At 70.3% G+C, this 15479-nt stretch carries 14 protein-coding genes and 1 pseudogene; 8 read left to right on the top strand and 7 right to left on the bottom strand.

Going from position 1 to position 15479, the window contains the following annotated elements:
• Nucleotides 1-66 precede the first annotated feature (66 nt).
• From DEJ47_RS28875 to DEJ47_RS28860, 4 genes are all read left to right on the top strand, one after another.
• Entirely contained in the window at nt 67-627 is a 561-nt protein-coding gene (locus DEJ47_RS28875; protein WP_150173088.1) for a DUF6082 family protein, read from the top strand.
• Nucleotides 628-717: 90 nt separating this feature from the next.
• A complete protein-coding gene (locus DEJ47_RS28870) occupies nt 718-954 on the top strand; it encodes a hypothetical protein (RefSeq protein ID WP_150173086.1) in 237 nt (78 codons plus the stop codon).
• A gap of 115 nt (nt 955-1069) precedes the next feature.
• A complete protein-coding gene (locus tag DEJ47_RS28865) occupies nt 1070-1732 on the top strand; it encodes a DUF6082 family protein (protein WP_150173084.1) in 663 nt (220 codons plus the stop codon).
• Between the two features lie 142 nt (nt 1733-1874).
• Nucleotides 1875-2120, top strand: a complete 246-nt coding sequence (locus tag DEJ47_RS28860) for a hypothetical protein (protein WP_150173082.1) — start codon at nt 1875-1877, stop codon at nt 2118-2120.
• 146 nt (nt 2121-2266) lie between these two features.
• On the opposite strand, the gene DEJ47_RS28855 is transcribed toward DEJ47_RS28860, so the two are convergent.
• The gene (locus DEJ47_RS28855) at nt 2267-3403 is read right to left on the bottom strand and encodes a citrate synthase/methylcitrate synthase (RefSeq protein WP_150173080.1); all 1137 of its coding nucleotides are present in this window, start codon (nt 3401-3403) and stop codon (nt 2267-2269) included.
• A gap of 120 nt (nt 3404-3523) precedes the next feature.
• Between DEJ47_RS28855 and DEJ47_RS28850 the strand changes: the two genes are divergently transcribed.
• From DEJ47_RS28850 to DEJ47_RS28835, 4 genes are all read left to right on the top strand, one after another.
• Nucleotides 3524-4798 (top strand): citrate synthase family protein, encoded by a 1275-nt coding sequence (locus DEJ47_RS28850; RefSeq protein WP_150173078.1) that lies wholly within the window; start codon nt 3524-3526, stop codon nt 4796-4798.
• 85 nt (nt 4799-4883) lie between these two features.
• On the top strand, nt 4884-5930 hold the full coding sequence (locus DEJ47_RS28845; RefSeq protein WP_150173076.1) for a sucrase ferredoxin: 1047 nt from the start codon (nt 4884-4886) through the stop codon (nt 5928-5930).
• 28 nt (nt 5931-5958) lie between these two features.
• On the top strand, nt 5959-7650 hold the full coding sequence (locus DEJ47_RS28840) for a sensor histidine kinase (protein ID WP_150173074.1): 1692 nt from the start codon (nt 5959-5961) through the stop codon (nt 7648-7650).
• A complete protein-coding gene (locus DEJ47_RS28835) occupies nt 7647-8324 on the top strand; it encodes a response regulator (RefSeq protein WP_150173072.1) in 678 nt (225 codons plus the stop codon). The genes DEJ47_RS28840 and DEJ47_RS28835 overlap by 4 nt, the downstream gene beginning before the upstream one ends.
• Nucleotides 8325-8380: 56 nt before the next feature.
• Here DEJ47_RS28835 and DEJ47_RS28830 read toward each other — a convergent pair whose 3' ends face one another.
• The 6 genes and pseudogenes from DEJ47_RS28830 to DEJ47_RS28805 form a co-directional block, all read right to left on the bottom strand.
• Nucleotides 8381-9973 carry a cation acetate symporter gene (locus tag DEJ47_RS28830; RefSeq protein ID WP_150173070.1) on the bottom strand — a complete coding sequence of 531 codons (1593 nt, stop codon included), beginning with the start codon at nt 9971-9973 and terminating at the stop codon, nt 8381-8383.
• A 161-nt stretch (nt 9974-10134) separates the two neighbouring features.
• Nucleotides 10135-10626: pseudogene (locus tag DEJ47_RS37115) on the bottom strand (DUF485 domain-containing protein); the annotation flags it as partial.
• A 111-nt stretch (nt 10627-10737) separates the two neighbouring features.
• Nucleotides 10738-11475: a response regulator transcription factor gene (locus tag DEJ47_RS28820; RefSeq protein WP_150173068.1), complete on the bottom strand. Its 738-nt coding sequence runs from the start codon at nt 11473-11475 to the stop codon at nt 10738-10740.
• Complete coding sequence (locus tag DEJ47_RS28815; protein ID WP_202456292.1) at nt 11472-12614, bottom strand: sensor histidine kinase; 1143 nt, start codon at nt 12612-12614, stop codon at nt 11472-11474. The genes DEJ47_RS28820 and DEJ47_RS28815 overlap by 4 nt, the downstream gene beginning before the upstream one ends.
• Entirely contained in the window at nt 12614-12883 is a 270-nt protein-coding gene (locus tag DEJ47_RS36620; RefSeq protein ID WP_190415614.1) for a hypothetical protein, read from the bottom strand. The genes DEJ47_RS28815 and DEJ47_RS36620 overlap by 1 nt, the downstream gene beginning before the upstream one ends.
• Nucleotides 12884-13086: 203 nt before the next feature.
• Nucleotides 13087-15210, bottom strand: coding sequence for a type IIA DNA topoisomerase subunit B (locus DEJ47_RS28805; RefSeq protein ID WP_150173063.1), 2124 nt, complete (start codon nt 15208-15210; stop codon nt 13087-13089).
• Nucleotides 15211-15479 lie beyond the last annotated feature (269 nt).

Below are 15479 nucleotides of genomic sequence, written 5' to 3'. Positions count from 1 at the left end.
CGCCGGTCCGCTCCCTGTCGACCCGCACCCGACGACCGGCGGACGGTCGCCGATTCGGGGGTTGACATGACCACACAGAAGGCTTGGGTACGGGGGGTGGGTCCTGCCGCCGCAGCGGGGCTGGCCTTGACCGTGGGCGCCCTCGGCGCCCTCCTCAACCAGCAGCATCAGCTCAAGAAGTTGCGTATGCGGCTCGACCGGTTCGAGGAGAAGGACCGCGGCGAGCCGCAGCGGCACGTCGACCTGGCCAACCAGCAGCGCCTTCAGTGGGAACTGCTGAGCAAGGCGATGGAAGATCCCACGCTGGCCGCGGTGCTCGACACGTCCGAGGGTTCACTCCCGCATACGAAGCACCGTCAGTTCCTTTTCGCCAACGCCCTGTACACCAACGCCCTGCTCGCCTACCGCATCGGCAACGTCAGCCGGGTCGAGCTCTTCGGGCACTTGCGCGGAACACTCCAGAACCCCATCTTCCGCGAGTACTGGGAGGTCACCCGGGACGCCAGGGCGAGCCTCGACGAAAACTCCGTAGAGGCCCAAGTGGGTCGGATGGTGGACCACTTGATCCATGACCTGGATGAATCCGACACGGAGGAGTGGTGGGTGGTGGGTACTCCGCCGGAGTAACCCGATAAATGTCATATCGGCGGAATAGCCCACCACGAGAGGAGTAACCTTCCGCCACCCCGTCCATCCGCATGAGAGATCAGGATCCCCTTGCAGATCGTGCGTCGCATCGGTGTGCCCCCGCGTGAACGAGGCAGCGCCTCCGGCCAGACGTGTCCCGACATCTTCGAGCTGAATGACGGCAATTTCGCTGTCATCGGGACGGACCGGACCTCAGCCCTGGTAACGGAGTTGCCTTCCGACGCCGGGTGCGCAGACTACGAACGCATCGTCGTCGTCAGTCGCGAAACGCTGATCAGGGCAAAAGCGGACATTCCTGATAAGTAGCCAAGCGGTGACCCCTCGGGGACGCGGGGTGGAACACCCCGCGCCCCCGGCCGGTTCCCGCGACGAACCGGACGGCCTCGGCCCGATCGGCGGGGGCCGGAGGAGGACGCCCTCAGTGACCCGACGCAACAGCAGGCCGCGCGGCGCCGCGGCATGGGCCTGCGTGGCCCTGGCCTCACTCGCTGTCATCTGCGTGACCCCGTTCCTGCTCGATGGCCTGGCGCCACGCTCGCTGGACTGGAACCGCCTCAGTGACATCAGCCAGACCTACGGCGCCCTGTCGGTTCTGTTCTCGGCCGCCGCATTGATGGGCGTCGTCCTCTCCATCGCCCACCAGTCGCGGCAGACCCGCATACAGAACGAGGCGGCCCACCGCTCACATCATCATCAGCTCACTCTGCTCACCTTGCAGGACCCGTCCTTCCTGGTGTGCTGGGAGCCGCCCAACACACCCGTCACACGGGAGCGCTGGCGGCAGATTCTCGTGAGCAACCTGATCGTCAGCATGTGGTGGAGCGACTTCACACTCGATCTGCTCGACGAGTCCTCCTTGCGGGCGGTCCTGAAGGACTACTTCCGCGGCGAGGTGGGCCGTGACTACTGGGCGAACAGCGGCGCGTCCTGGCACCGACTCGCGGAGTCGGGTTCCGACCGCCGCATGCGCGCCTTCGTGCGCATCGCCGACGAGGTGTATGCGAGCGCCGTGGACGCCGGCCCCGCCGTGGCGTCCGCCGCGTACTTCACGCCGCCCCACCCCGCCCCGCCGGGCGCCGAGTGAACCGCGCCACGGACACCGCGGCGACGTCCCGCGAAGCGCTCATGGAGAGATCACAGGCCATACACAGGTTGGCTGATTCTCGCTGGTCCCAGCGAGCGGAATCGGCGAGAACCAGCCCCTGGCAGATGGGAACCTACCGCTCGTGAGCACACCAGACATCACCCGCCGCATCGGCGCCTCTCCCCGTCAGCGCGGCAGCCTCGACGGCAACACATGTCCCGACATCTTCGAGCTGAGCGACGGCACTTTCGCCGTCATCGGCGCCGACAGGACGGCGGCGCTCGACAGCAGACTTCCGGCAGACGCCGGGCGTTCGTGTGACGAGCGGATCGTGGTCATCACCCGCGAGACACTAATTCGCGCCAAGATCGACATTCCTGATGTCTGATGTCTGAGCACTGAATTGCACGCACTGACCCGCGCCCCCGGCGCGCCGCGTGACGCGGCGCGCCGGGGGCGCCTTACGCCCACAGCTTTTCGGGCATGGCCACTTCACTCCACGACCTGCAAGGTTGCCCCCTCGCAACGACGGGCCTACGACCGTGCCGCCGGGCGGATGATCTTTGAGTCGCGGGCCTGTTCCAGGATGTTGGCGCTCCAGCCGATCACCCGGGCCGACGCGAACGTCGGCGTGAACATCTCGCGGGGCAGGCCGCACAGTTCCATGACCACGCCCGCGTAGAACTCCACGTTCGTGTGAAGCTCGCGGCCAGGCTTCAGCTCCGCGAGGATCGCCTCGACCTGGCGCTCCACCTCCACCGCGAACTCCACCATGTCGCCGCCGAACTGCTGGGCGATGCCTCGCAGCATGCGGGAGCGGGGGTCCTCGGTGCGGTATACGGGGTGGCCGAAGCCCATGATGCGGTCACCGGCCAGGACCCGCTCGCGGATCCAGCCGTCGATGCGGTCGCGGGTGCCGATCGCGTCCAACGTGTCGAGGGCCCGGCTCGGGGCGCCACCGTGCAGCGGTCCCGACAGTGCGCCGACGGCGCCGACCAGACAGGCCGCTACGTCCGCACCCGTCGAGGTGATGACCCGGGCGGTGAATGTGGACGCATTGAAACCGTGATCAATGGTCGAGATCAAGTACTGCTCGATCGCCCGGGCGCGGGCGGCGTCCGGTTCCGAACCGGTGAGCATGTAGAGGTAGTTGGCGGCGTACGACAGGTCGTCGCGCGGCTCCACGGGGTCGAGGCCCTGGCCGAGCCGGTACAGCGCGGTGAGCAGCGTCGGCACGACTGCGGACGCGGCGAGGGCGTCCGTGCGGCGTCGGTCGTCGTCGATGTCGTACACCGGGCGGAAGCCCTTCGACGCACCGAAGAGGGACAGGGCGGTGCGCAGACCCGAGAGGGGCCCCGACAGGACGCCGGCACGGGCTATGGCGGGCAGCGCGTCGCGTACCTCCGCGGGGATGTGGCGCAGTGACGCGGTGTGCGCTGCGAACGCGGCACTCTGCGCGGCGTCGGGCAGCTCGCCGTGGAACATCAGGTGCCACACGTCCTCGAAGCCGCGCCGCTGCGCGAGTTCGACGGCCGAGTACTGGCGGTAGTGGTAGAAGCCCTCGTACCCCCTGACGTCTCCGAGTTCCGTCTCGGTGACGACGACACCCGCGAGTCCTCGTGGGACCTCTACGGGTTCGGTGGGGGCGGCAGTGGAGCCATTGATCGGCATGTTCTTCCTCGACTTCCTCCCTGGACTTGATTCGACTGTCCATGCTTGATTGATGTGGTGTCAATATTGATTGGATCAATGTAAACGTGCGGGTATCGGGATGCGGATACGGTGACGCCCATGACGGATCAAGGAAGCGCGCACGAAAGCGGGCGGCTCAGCACCAAGGAAGCCGCCGAACTGCTCGGCGTGAAGCCCGAGACCGTGTACGCGTACGTGAGCCGTGGCCTGCTCAGCAGCCGCCGTGGTCCGGGCTCCCGGGGCAGCACCTTCGAGGCCAAGGAGGTCGAGGCACTGGCCCGCAGGAACCGGCGCGAACCCGCCGCGGCGACCACGGCCGACGAACTCTCCGTGCGCACCCGCATCACGCTCATCGACAAGGACCGCTACTACTACCGCGGTGTCGACGCCACTGAGCTCGCGCTGAACCACTCCTACGAAGAGGTCGCCGAGTGGCTGTGGACCGGCGTCCTGCGCCCCGGCGTCGAATTCACCGCTCCCGAGGAGACCGCCGCCGCGGCCCGCAGCGCCGTCGACGCGCTGCCCGAGCACAGCGGCCACACCGACCGGCTGCGCGTGGCCGCCATCTCCGCCGCGGCCGCCGACCCGCTCCGCTTCGACCTCTCCGAAGACGCCGTCATCGGTACCGCGCGCACCCTCATCCCCACCCTCGTCACCGCCCTCCCGCCCGTCCTGCCCACGCACCGCGACGCGGGCCCGCTGGCCCGCCGCCTGTGGGCCCGGCTGACCGGCATCCAGCCCGACGAGGCCGCACTGCACGCGCTGGACACGGCGCTCGCCCTGCTCGTCGACCACGACCTCGCCGCGTCGACGCTCGCCGTCCGCGTCGCGGCCTCGGCGCGGGCCCACCCGTACGCCGCCGTGTCCGCCGGACTCGGCGTCCTGGAGGGCCCCCTTCACGGTGCGGCGAGCGGGCTCGCCCATCGCATGCTGCTCGAGGTGCTCGACCGGGGAAGCGCGGCTCCCGTGGTCGCCGACGAACTCCGCGCGGGCCGTCGCGTCCCCGGACTCGGCCACCGGCTCTACCCCGGCGAGGACCCGCGCGCGCAGGCGTTGTTCGCCCTCCTGGAGGCGATGCCGAAGGCCGGCCCCGCCCTGGCGGCGGCCCACGACGTCGTCGCCACCACCGCCCGCCACACCGACCTGCGGGCCAACGTCGACCTCGCCCTTGCCGTCCTCACCGCGTCCACGGGGATGCCGGCGGAGGCGGGCGAGACGATCTTCGCGGTGGCGCGCACGGCAGGCTGGATCGCGCACGCTCTGGAGGAGTACGAGGAGCGGCCGCTGCGGATGCGTCCCAGCGGCCAGTACGTCGGTCTGCGCCCGCCCCGGCCCCAACCGATGCCCTCCTCGGAGGACGCTCCGGTGGCGTGACACCCGGCCCCCCGGTTCGGGACCGCCAACGACGGGAGACAGCGCCTGAAGGGCCCGGGAAGCAGGGCAGGTTAGGCTCGCCTGCGTGAGTACGTGTGCGACCGCCTCGCGGGACCTGTCCGAGCCGCTCGCGGGGACCGCGGCCACCGCCCGGACATGGCTCCTGCTGGAACAGCCGGGCCCCTGGGGCTCCAAGGCCCTGACGTCCAGCCATCTCGACCCGGAGCTCGGCCGCGCCCTGGAAAAGGCCGCCGAGGGCACCGGCGTGCGCATCGCCCTGATCCGCCGCCCCGGGCGCCACGCGGACTGTCACGCGACGGCCCGACACCAGGTCTACGCGGGACACACCGTCCCGGGCCGCACCTGGCTGCGCGGCGCGGTGCTCGACGACCCCCGTCAGCTGCTGGACCTCGACTTCGCCGCACTCGGAGCGGGTGACCACGGCGGCTTCGGTACCCCGCACACCGGCGACCCGCTCGTGCTCGTCTGCACGAACGGCAAGCGCGACCGCTGCTGTGCCCTGCTCGGCCGACCGCTCGCCGCCGCGCTCACCGACTCCGGGACGGAGGGCGCCTGGGAAATCACTCATCTGGGTGGTCACCGCTTCTCGCCCACCCTGCTCGTGCTGCCCTACGGATACGCGTACGGCCGCATGGAGACGCCTGCCGTCAAGGAGATTCTCGACGCGGCACGTGCGGGACGTGTCCGCGCCGAGGGCTGCCGGGGCAATTCGGCCTGGGAACGGCCCGGGCAGGCCGCCGAGCTCGCCGTGCGCGAGGCGACGGGCGAGGACGCGGCCGACGCCCTGCGGGTCGTGGCAACGGATAAAGCGGCCAGAGCAGACGGAGCGAGCGGTGCAGGCCGAGCAGAGGGAGCGGGCCGAGCGGACGGGGCAGGCGGAACAGGCAGAGCAGGCGGGGAAACCACTCACTGGGAGGTGACCGTCGCGCATGTGGACGGCCGCCGATGGCGCGTCACCGTCGCTCAGGAGGCATCGCTGCCGCCCCGCCCGGAGAGCTGCGGCGCCGCGCTCGGCTCACCCGCGCGGATGGATGTCGTGGCCGTGCGGCCCCTCCCCGAAAACGCAGACGGGCCCACGTACGAGATCCCCGCCACAGTGACTTCGAAGTAGCCGGGTCGCGGCCGTACCGTTCGTACACATGAGCCCGACCTCCCCTGCGCGACGCCTGCGCCTCGGCCTGCCGCGGCGTGTGTTCTCGCAGGTGCTGCTCATGCAGCTGGCCATCGCCGCCGGCGTCGCCGTGCTCGCCACCGGCCTCTTCCTCGCGCCGCTGGGCGACCAGCTGGACGACCAGGCGATGCGTCGCGCGCTGGCCATCGCTCAGACGACGGCCGCTCAGCCGCGTATCGCCGAGGACCTGTCGTCGTCCCGGCCCACGGCCGAGGGGCCCGTCCAGGAGGCGGCCGAGCGGATCCGGCGGGCCAGCGGCGCCGAGTACGTAGTGATCATGAACAGGGAAGGCGTGCGCTGGTCCCACACCGACCGCGGTCAGATCGGCAAGGTCGTCTCCACGGACCCCAGCGACGCCCTCGCCGGGCGTGACGTCATGGAGATCGACAACGGCACGCTGGGGCGCTCCGCGCGCGGCAAGGTGGCGCTGCGGGACGCGAGCGGGGAGATCGTGGGCGCTGTCTCCGTGGGCATCGAGTACGACAGCGTGCGGGCCAGGCTGGTGCACTCGATCCCCGGGTTGCTCGCCTACGCGGGCGGAGCACTGGCCGTCGGCGCGCTCGCCGCGTATCTGATCTCCCGAAGGGTGCAACGGCAGACCCGCGACCTGGCCTTCTCCGACATCTCCGCGCTGCTCGCCGAGCGTGAGGCGATGCTGCACGGCATCCGTGAGGGAGTCGTCGCACTGGACCGGGCCGGCCGGATCCGGCTGCTCAACGACGAGGCACAGCGCCTCCTCGGCCTCGGTACGGAGGTGATCGGGCAGCCGCTCGACGCGGCGCTCGGGGGCGGGCGCACGACCGACGTGCTCGCCGGACGCGTCACCGGAACCGACCTGCTGACCGTCCGGGGGCAGCGCGTCCTGGTCGCCAACCGCATGCCCACGGACGACGGCGGCGCCGTCGCCACCTTGCGCGACCGCACGGAGCTCGAACAGCTCGGCCGGGAGCTCGACTCCACCCGCGGCCTGATCGACGCCCTGCGCGCGCAGGACCACGAGCACGCCAACCGCATGCACACGCTCCTCGGGCTGCTGGAACTGGAGATGTACGAGGAGGCCGCGGAGTACGTCGGTGACGTCGCCGGCGCCCACCGGGTGACCGCCGAGCAGATCACCGAGAAGATCCACGACCCACTGCTCGCCGCCCTGCTGGTCGGCAAGGCGACCGTGGCGACGGAGCGCGGCGTCGCCCTCTCGGTACCGCGCGACGCCGCACTGCCGGACCGCCTCGTCGATCCCGGCGGCCTCGTCACGATCGTCGGGAACCTCGTCGACAACGCCCTGGACGCCGCGGCGGGCACCCGCCACGCGCGCGTGGAGGTCGATCTGCGCACCGAAGGGCGCACCGTGGTCCTACAGGTGCGCGATTCCGGCCCGGGAGTGCCCGCGGAACAGCGAGAGACGATCTTCACGGAGGGGTGGACCACCAAGGAGCCGCCCGCGCACGGCAAACGCGGCATCGGTCTCGCCCTGGTCCGCAGGCTCGCCGAACGGCAGGGCGGCAGCGCACGCGTCGGTGAAGCTGTGGACGGGGGCGCGGAGTTCACCGTCGTACTGCCCGAGGGGCTGACGGAGTCCGGGATCGCCGCGGCGGAGGAACACGACGGCCCACAGCACGAAGGAGCGACGATGACCCGGGTCACCGAGGGGCCACGATGATCGAGGTTCTCGTCGTGGACGACGACATCCGCGTCGCGGACGTCAATGCCGCCTACGTGGAGAAGATCCCCGGCTTCCGGGTGGCCGCGAAGGCGCACAGCGCCGCCGAGGCCCTGCGCCTCGTCGAGGGCGTCCCCGTGGACCTGGTGCTCCTGGACCACTACCTGCCGGACGAGACCGGCCTCTCCGTCGTACGCAGCCTGCGGGAGCGGGGCCACCAGACCGACGTGATCATGGTGACCGCGGCGCGCGACGTCGCGACCGTGCAGGCGGCGATGCGGCACGGCGCGCTCCAGTACCTGGTGAAGCCGTTCTCCTACGCGGGACTGCGCGCCAAACTCGACGCGTACGCCGCCCTGCGCCGCACCCTGGACGGTGGCGGCGAGGCCGAACAGGCCGAGGTCGACCGCATGTTCAGCGCCCTGTCGTCGACCCCCGCGCCCGAGCTGCCCAAGGGCCACTCCCCCACGACGGCGGAGCTGGTGCGCCGGGCCCTGATGGCCGCGGAGGGCCCGTTGTCCGCCCAGGAACTGGCGGACCGCACCCGGCTCAGCCGGCAGACGGCACAGCGCTACCTGAAGCTCTTGGAGCGCACGGGCAGGGTCCGGCTGAGCCTCAAGTACGGTGACACGGGCCGCCCCGAGCACCGCTACGAGTGGGCAGCCAGCGTCTGAGACACCGCGGAGGCCCTGCGTACCGAGCCGCCCCCCTCCCTCATCCGGGGGAATCGTTACGCCGCTCCGGCGCCGGTGAGCGACCGCACCTCCGTCTCCGCATGCTTGACCTCGTCCGCCGCCTCGCGCGAGGTGACCGTGCCGAGCCACCCCGCGAGGAAACCCAGCGGGATGGAGACGAGCCCCGGGTTCTCCAGGGGAAAGTACTGGAAGTCGACCCCGGGGAAGAGGGAGTGCGGCCCTCCGGAGACCACCGGCGACAGGACCACCAGCACGAGCGCGGGCAGCAGTCCCCCGTACACCGACCACACCGCGCCCCGCGTCGTGAAGTTCCGCCAGAACAGGGAGTAGAGCAGCACCGGCAGGTTGGCGGACGCGGCGACGGCGAAGGCGAGACCCACCAGGAAGGCGACATTGAGATCGCGGGCCAGCAGTCCGAGACCGATCGCGATCACGCCGATCCCCGCGGCGGCGAGCCGGGCGACCGCCACCTCGCTGCGCGGCTTCGCGTTCCGGCGCCGCAAGGAGGCGTACAGGTCGTGGGCCACGGATGCCGACGAGGCCAGCGTGATGCCGGCGACCACCGCGAGGATCGTGGCGAAGGCGATGGCGGCGACGATGGCGAACAGAACCGTTCCGCCCGTCGAGTGCGCGCCGCCTCCCAGGTCGAGCGCGAGGAGCGGAACCGCCGTATTGCCCGCGGCATTCGACCCCCGCACCACATCGGGGCCGACAACGGCGGCTGCGCCGAACCCGAGCACGATCGTCATCAGGTAGAAGCTGCCGATGAGACCGATGGACCAGACGACGGAACGGCGGGCGGCCCGCGCGGTCGGCACGGTGTAGAAGCGGGAGAGGATGTGCGGCAGACCGGCGGTGCCGAGCACCAGCGCGAGACCGAGGCTGATGAAGTCGAGGCGCGCGGTCCAGTCCCCGCCGTACTTCAGACCGGGCGCGAGGAACCGGTCGCCGTGCCCGCTGCGGTCCGCCGCCGCCCGCAGCAGCTGGTCGAAGTCGCCGTGGAAACGCACCAGGACAAGGACGGTCAGCGCGATCGCCCCGCCCATCAGCAGGACCGCCTTGACGATCTGGATCCAAGTGGTGGCCCGCATCCCTCCCAGCGACACATAGACGACCATGAGCGCGCCGACGCCGATCACCGTCCACGTCTGCGCCGCCCCGCTCGTCCCTCCCAGTAGCAGCGCCACCAGTGAGCCGGCCCCGACCATCTGCGCCACCAGATAGAGAACGGACACGGTGACCGAGGAAGTTCCCGCTGCGATCCTCACGGGGCGTTCCCTCATCCGCGCAGCGACGACATCTCCGAGCGTGAACCGCCCGCAGTTGCGCACGAGTTCGGCCACGAGGAACAGGACGACCAGCCAGGCGACGAGGAAGCCCACCGAGTAGAGCAGCCCGTCGTAGCCGAAGAGGGCGATGAGTCCGGAGATACCGAGGAAGGAGGCGGCCGACATGTAGTCACCGGCGATGGCGAAACCGTTCTCCATCGGGGAGAAGAGCCGCCCGCCCGCGTAGAACTCCTCCGCCGAGCCGTGTCTCTTGCGGCTCGCCCACGTGGTGATCGCGAGCGTGACAGCAACGAACACCCCGAACAGCAGCAGCGCCAGGCTCTGATGGTCCCCCGTCACCGCTCCACCTCCCGGACGGACACGGCTTCTTGTGCGGGCGCAACTCCTCGCACATCCACCGCGTGCTGCGCAAGCACCGCTTCCTGCGCAGGGACCGCGTCCTGCACGGGCACCGCGTCCGGAAGCACCCCCGCACCCTGCTCCGCCCGCTGCTCCTGCTCCCGCTTCTGCTCGAAGACGGCCCAGCGCAGGTCGAGCGCCGCCCTGTCCCGCCGCAACCGTGCGTGGCGCGCATACGCCCACGTCAACAGGAACGTCGTCAGGAACTGCCCGAGCCCGGCCACCATCGCCACGTTCACCGCGCCGCTGACGGGCCGCGCCATCAGGCCCGGCACCGTCGTCGCGGCCACGACGTACGCGACGTACCAGGTGAAGAAGAACGCCACGCCCGGGACGACGAACCTCCGGTAGCGACCGCGCACTTCCTGGAAAGCGGCGCTGCGCTGCACTTCCACGTAGATGTCGGCCGGGCTCACGCTCCCCCGCGGGCCCGCAGCCCGAGGGGTCACCGCGGAAGCCGGCTCCCCTGTGCCGTCGATCTCTCCCCAGCCGGAGGCAAGCGTGTCGTACCAGGGGTCTCTCAGGTCGCCGGAGCTGTCCCGGCCGGCAGCGGCCCGGCCCGGCCCGCCCTCGGGCCCCGCGTGCTTCTCCACCGAACTCTCCTTAGTCCGCAGCCCTGTTCGGCCACGTGCCCAAGGATGGACAGAACGGTAAGATCCCTGACTCTCCTCTCAATGCTCTTCACCCCATCAGGTGAAGCCACGTCAGATGCCGGAGCCTCTGTCCAGCTTGATGAGCCCATGTCTGTACGCGTAACGAACGGCCTGCGCGCGGTCCTTGAGGGACGCCTTCGCGAAGAGGTTGTTGATGTGGGTCTTCACCGTCGCGGTGGAGACATGCAGCGCCCGCGCGATCTCGTGGTTCGACATCCCTTCGGCGATCAGGACCAGCACCTCCGTCTCACGCGCCGTCAGGCCGTCGGGCGGAGCGGCTGACGACGCGTCGTCCGGCTCGGACAACCGCTCCAGGAGCCTCCGCTGGATCCGCGGGGAGAGTCCCGCGTCCCCCGAGAGCACGTCCTCGACGGCCCGCACGATCTCGTCCCCGCCCGCGTCCTTCGTGAGATAGCCGCGCGCCCCCGCCTTGAGCGCGGGGAACAGCGAGTCGTCGTCGGCGTAGGTCGTGAGCACGACGACCTGTGTCCCCGGATACTCGGCGCGGATACGTCGCGTGGCCTCCGCGCCGTCGCACCGGGGCATTCGCAGGTCCATCAGGACGACGTCCGGGGCGACCTCGCCGACCAGGCGCACCGCCTCCTCACCGTCCGCGGCGGCACCCACCACCTCAACGCCGGGCAGAAGTCCCAACAGCATCACGATCCCCTCGCGCACCACGGTCTGGTCGTCGACCACGATCACCCGCGCGGGTGGCTTCCCCCGGCCCTCGACAGGCCCCGCCGGTCCGTCGCCGGTCGCCTTCGCGGCGGTCTCGTCCCCCGTCATCCCGGCACCCTCAGCGTCACCACGAAGCCCTCCTCACCCGGTCCCGCCTGCAGGGATCCGCCCAGCAGCTCGGCGCGCTCGCGCATCCCGAGCAGACCGTACCCGGCGCCGGTGGTGGCGAGTTCACCCGGCGATCTCCCTCCCGAGTCCCTGACGTCGAGCCTCACTTGGTCGTTCTCGTACCGCAGACAGACCTCGACCTGCGCGCCCGGAGCGTGCTTGCGGACGTTCGTCAGGGCTTCCTGCGCCACTCTGCGCACCGCCTGGGACGCCTCGGCGGGCAGGGGGCGTCGGTCCCCCGTCACGGTGACCGACGCGCGGTCGGCCGCGACGAGCTCGCGCAGGAAGTCCTCGACCGGGGTCATCTCCCCGCGCAGCGCGGACAGGGCATGTCTCGTCTCGGCGAGCCCCTCCCTGGCCATGGACCGTGCCGCCACCACCCGGCCCAGAATCTGCTCCTTGGACGCGTCTCTTTCGATCAGCAGCCGCGCGGCCTCCAGGTGGACGAGCTGAGCGGAGAGGCTGTGCGCGAGCACGTCATGGATCTCGCGGGCGATGCGGGACCGCTCGGCGAGAGCGGCAGCTTCCGTCTCGGCGACCCGCGCGGCGCGCTCCTGCGTCAGCAGCCGGAGGGCGCTGCCCCTGGCCTCGGCGTCCAGTCGCAGGGTGTATCCCGCCAGTACCAGACCGACGCCGACGAGCGCCGTGGTGAGCGGGCTGTCGCCGATGTACGCGGCGTACCCGGTCATGGCCGCGAGCACACAGGGCGCTGCCGCGACCATCGGGAGGCGTTCCAGGGCGGAGACCGCCGAGCCGCACCACAGCACCGTGGCGAGCACCTGCCAGTCGCCGAACTCGGCGGCGAGCGCGGTGGCCAGGAGCAGCGCCATGAGTGCCAGGGACGGCCAGAGGCGGTGGGCGAACGAGACCCGGAAGAACGCCCATCCGATCGAGGTGACGGCCAGGACGATCGCCACGCCTGCGACCAGCCGCCAGCCGCGTTCCGCGTGGAACGCGTCCCACAGCAGGCTGCCGAGGATCACCCCGCGCAGGACCCTGAGGAACCACAGTCGGGCGAGGCTCATCCCCGCCCAGGTGAGCGCCTCGCGGGAGGGCCACCGCGTCCACCAGTCCCCCATCACACGGGTTCCTTCCGCATCGGTCCGGGCGCCGCGTCGGCCACACCGTACGCCGCGGGGCGGGGGCCTGCGCGCAGTATGAGCAGGCCACTGCGGACGACCAGCGTGGCCGCGAGGGCCAGCATCAGACCGGGGGTGCCCTGTCGCACATGCAGGAGCGCGCCGATGCCGAAGAGCCCCGCCCGGAGTCCGATTCCGACGGCCCCGACCACGGCGGTTGCCTTGGTGCCTTTGACACAGATCACCAGTGCGTTGGTGAGCCCGGACATGTCAGCCTCCGTACAGCCAGCGGGGACGGGGCCGGTCCGCGGAGGACCGACGCCTTCGACGCTACGGAAACCGCCTGGTCACGGCATCGGCGCAGGGGTTGAACACGGGTGGAGCCGTGCTCTCCACCCGCGGGTGGAGAGCACGGCTCCTGCCGTACCTGGCGAGCCCCTGCGACGGGGCGCGCGAGTCGTTCAGCGTCTTGTCACGCGTCGATCCGTGAGCGGTCCAGCGTCGCCGCGGAGCTCGTGATGAACTCCTTGCGCGGCGCGACGTCGTTGCCCATCAGGAGGTCGAAGACCTGCTCGGCGGAGTCGAGGTCGGAGATGTTGATGCGGCGCAGGGTCCGGAAGCGCGGGTCCATCGTCGTCTCGGCCAGCTGGTCGGCGTCCATCTCGCCGAGGCCCTTGTAGCGCTGGATGGAGTCCTTGTACCGGATGTTCTTGCGCTGCAGCTCGAGGAGCGTCTCGCGCAGCTCGCGGTCCGAGTACGTGTAGATGTACTTGTCCTGGCCCTTCTTCGGCTGACTGAGCTCGATGCGGTGCAACGGCGGGACCGCCGCGAAGACCCGGCCCGCCTCGACCATCGGCCGCATGTACCGCTGGAACAGCGTCAGCAGCAGGATCCGGATGTGCGCGCCGTCGACGTCGGCGTCGACGAGCAGGATGATCTTTCCGTAGCGCGCCGCGTCGATGTCGAAGGTCCGGCCCGACCCGGCTCCTATGACCTGGATGATCGCACCGCACTCGGCGTTCTTCAGCATGTCCGTCACGGACGCCTTCTGAACGTTGAGAATCTTGCCGCGGATGGGCAGGAGCGCCTGGAACTCGGAGTTCCGGGCGAGCTTGGCGGTGCCGAGCGCGGAGTCTCCCTCGACGATGAAGAGCTCGCTGCGCTCCACGTCGTCGCTGCGGCAGTCGGCGAGCTTCGCGGGCAGCGACGAGGACTCCAGAGCCGTCTTCCGGCGCTGGGCGTCCTTGTGCTGGCGGGCCGCGATGCGGGTGCGCGCCGCGGCGACGGCCTTGTCCATGACGGCGCGGGCCTGCGCCTTGGCGTCCCTCTTGGTGGAGGTCAGAAACGCCTTGAGTTCCTTGGCGATGACGTTCGCGACGATGCGGTTGGCCGCGGAGGTGCCGAGCACCTCCTTCGTCTGACCCTCGAACTGCGGCTCGGCGAGACGGACCGTGACGACCGCGGTGAGGCCCTCCAGGGCGTCGTCCTTGACGATGTCGTCCTCGGCGACACGCAGCACCTTCTGGGCGCGCATCGCCTCGTTCATCGTCTTGGTGAGGGAGCGCTCGAAGCCGGTGACGTGGGTGCCGCCCTTGGGGGTGGCGATGATGTTGACGAAGGACTTGATCGTCGTGTCGTACCCGGTCCCCCAGCGCATGGCCACGTCCACGCCCAGTTCGCGGGTGACCTCGGTGGGCGTCATCTGGCCGTGCTCGTCGAGGACGGGGACAGTCTCCTTGAAGGTGCCCTGGCCGGAGAACCGGAGGACGTCGCAGACCGCCTTGTCCTGCGCCAGGTACTCGCAGAACTCGCTGATGCCGCCGTCGAAGCGGAAGGATTCCTCGCCCTTGGAGCCGCCGTCGCCGAGACCGAGCTCGTCGCGCACGACGATGGTGAGGCCCGGGACCAGGAAGGCGGTCTGACGGGCGCGCTGGTGCAGGTTCTCCAGCGAGAGCTTGGCGTCCTTGAGGAAGATCTGGCGGTCCGCCCAGTAGCGCACGCGCGTGCCGCTGCGGGCCTTGGGGACCTTCTTGACCTTGCTCAGCCTGGCCGAGGGGTCGAAGGGCGCCTCGGGCCCCTGCTTGGCGAAGGCGCCGGGGACGCCGCGGCGGAAGCTGATGGCATGGGTGTGCCCGGCGCGGTCCACCTCGACGTCGAGGCGCGCGGAGAGCGCGTTCACCACGGAGGCGCCCACGCCGTGCAGGCCGCCCGAAGCGGCGTACGAGCCGCCGCCGAACTTGCCGCCCGCGTGGAGCTTGGTCATGACGACCTCGACGCCGGAGAGACCGGTCTTGGGCTCGACGTCGACCGGGATGCCTCGGCCGTTGTCCCGGACCTCCACGGAGGCGTCGTCGTGGAGGATGACCTCGATGTGGTCGCAGTACCCGCCCAGGGCCTCGTCGACGGAGTTGTCGATGATCTCCCAGAGGCAGTGCATCAGGCCGCGGCTGTCCGTCGACCCGATGTACATGCCCGGACGCTTGCGGACGGCCTCGAGCCCCTCCAGGACGAGCAGGTGCCGCGCGGTGTAGTTGGAACCGTCCCGGTCTGCTCCTGTCAGCAACGCTGTGGACGGCACGGACGTCTCGGCGGTCACGCGGTTCGCTCCTCGCTGAATTTCAAAGGGGGTCCTTTGGGGTAAGGACGCGGCTTCGGTTACCGGTCAGAGGGTACCGAGGCCTGGTAGAGCCGTTGTCACGCCACCCTCGTCTCAACTCAGACTAGTCCAGACTCGCATACACGTTCGATCCCTCGTTGGAGTGAAGCGCACGTCACGTTCCCTTCGAGGCATGAACCATTTAGGCTCCGGGCACGTCCTCATGAACAACCGGCAACCCAGCCGGGGACGACCTGACCTGACAGACA

This window comes from Streptomyces venezuelae (assembly GCF_008642355.1).
Classification (GTDB): Bacteria; Actinomycetota; Actinomycetes; order Streptomycetales; family Streptomycetaceae; genus Streptomyces; species Streptomyces venezuelae_B.
The sequence above is the reverse complement of the archived record's forward strand: the minus strand, read 5'-3'. Positions and strand labels throughout refer to the sequence as shown.

Coding starts and splice junctions, on each gene's coding strand:
- DEJ47_RS28875 (WP_150173088.1), top strand. CDS start 67: ATGACCACACAGAAGGCTTGGGTACGGGGGGTGGGTCCTGCCGCCGCA.
- DEJ47_RS28855 (WP_150173080.1), bottom strand. CDS start 3,403: ATGCCGATCAATGGCTCCACTGCCGCCCCCACCGAACCCGTAGAGGTC.
- DEJ47_RS28850 (WP_150173078.1), top strand. CDS start 3,524: ATGACGGATCAAGGAAGCGCGCACGAAAGCGGGCGGCTCAGCACCAAG.
- DEJ47_RS28840 (WP_150173074.1), top strand. CDS start 5,959: ATGAGCCCGACCTCCCCTGCGCGACGCCTGCGCCTCGGCCTGCCGCGG.
- DEJ47_RS28835 (WP_150173072.1), top strand. CDS start 7,647: ATGATCGAGGTTCTCGTCGTGGACGACGACATCCGCGTCGCGGACGTC.
- DEJ47_RS28820 (WP_150173068.1), bottom strand. CDS start 11,475: ATGACGGGGGACGAGACCGCCGCGAAGGCGACCGGCGACGGACCGGCG.
- DEJ47_RS28815 (WP_202456292.1), bottom strand. CDS start 12,614: ATGGGGGACTGGTGGACGCGGTGGCCCTCCCGCGAGGCGCTCACCTGG.
- DEJ47_RS36620 (WP_190415614.1), bottom strand. CDS start 12,883: ATGTCCGGGCTCACCAACGCACTGGTGATCTGTGTCAAAGGCACCAAG.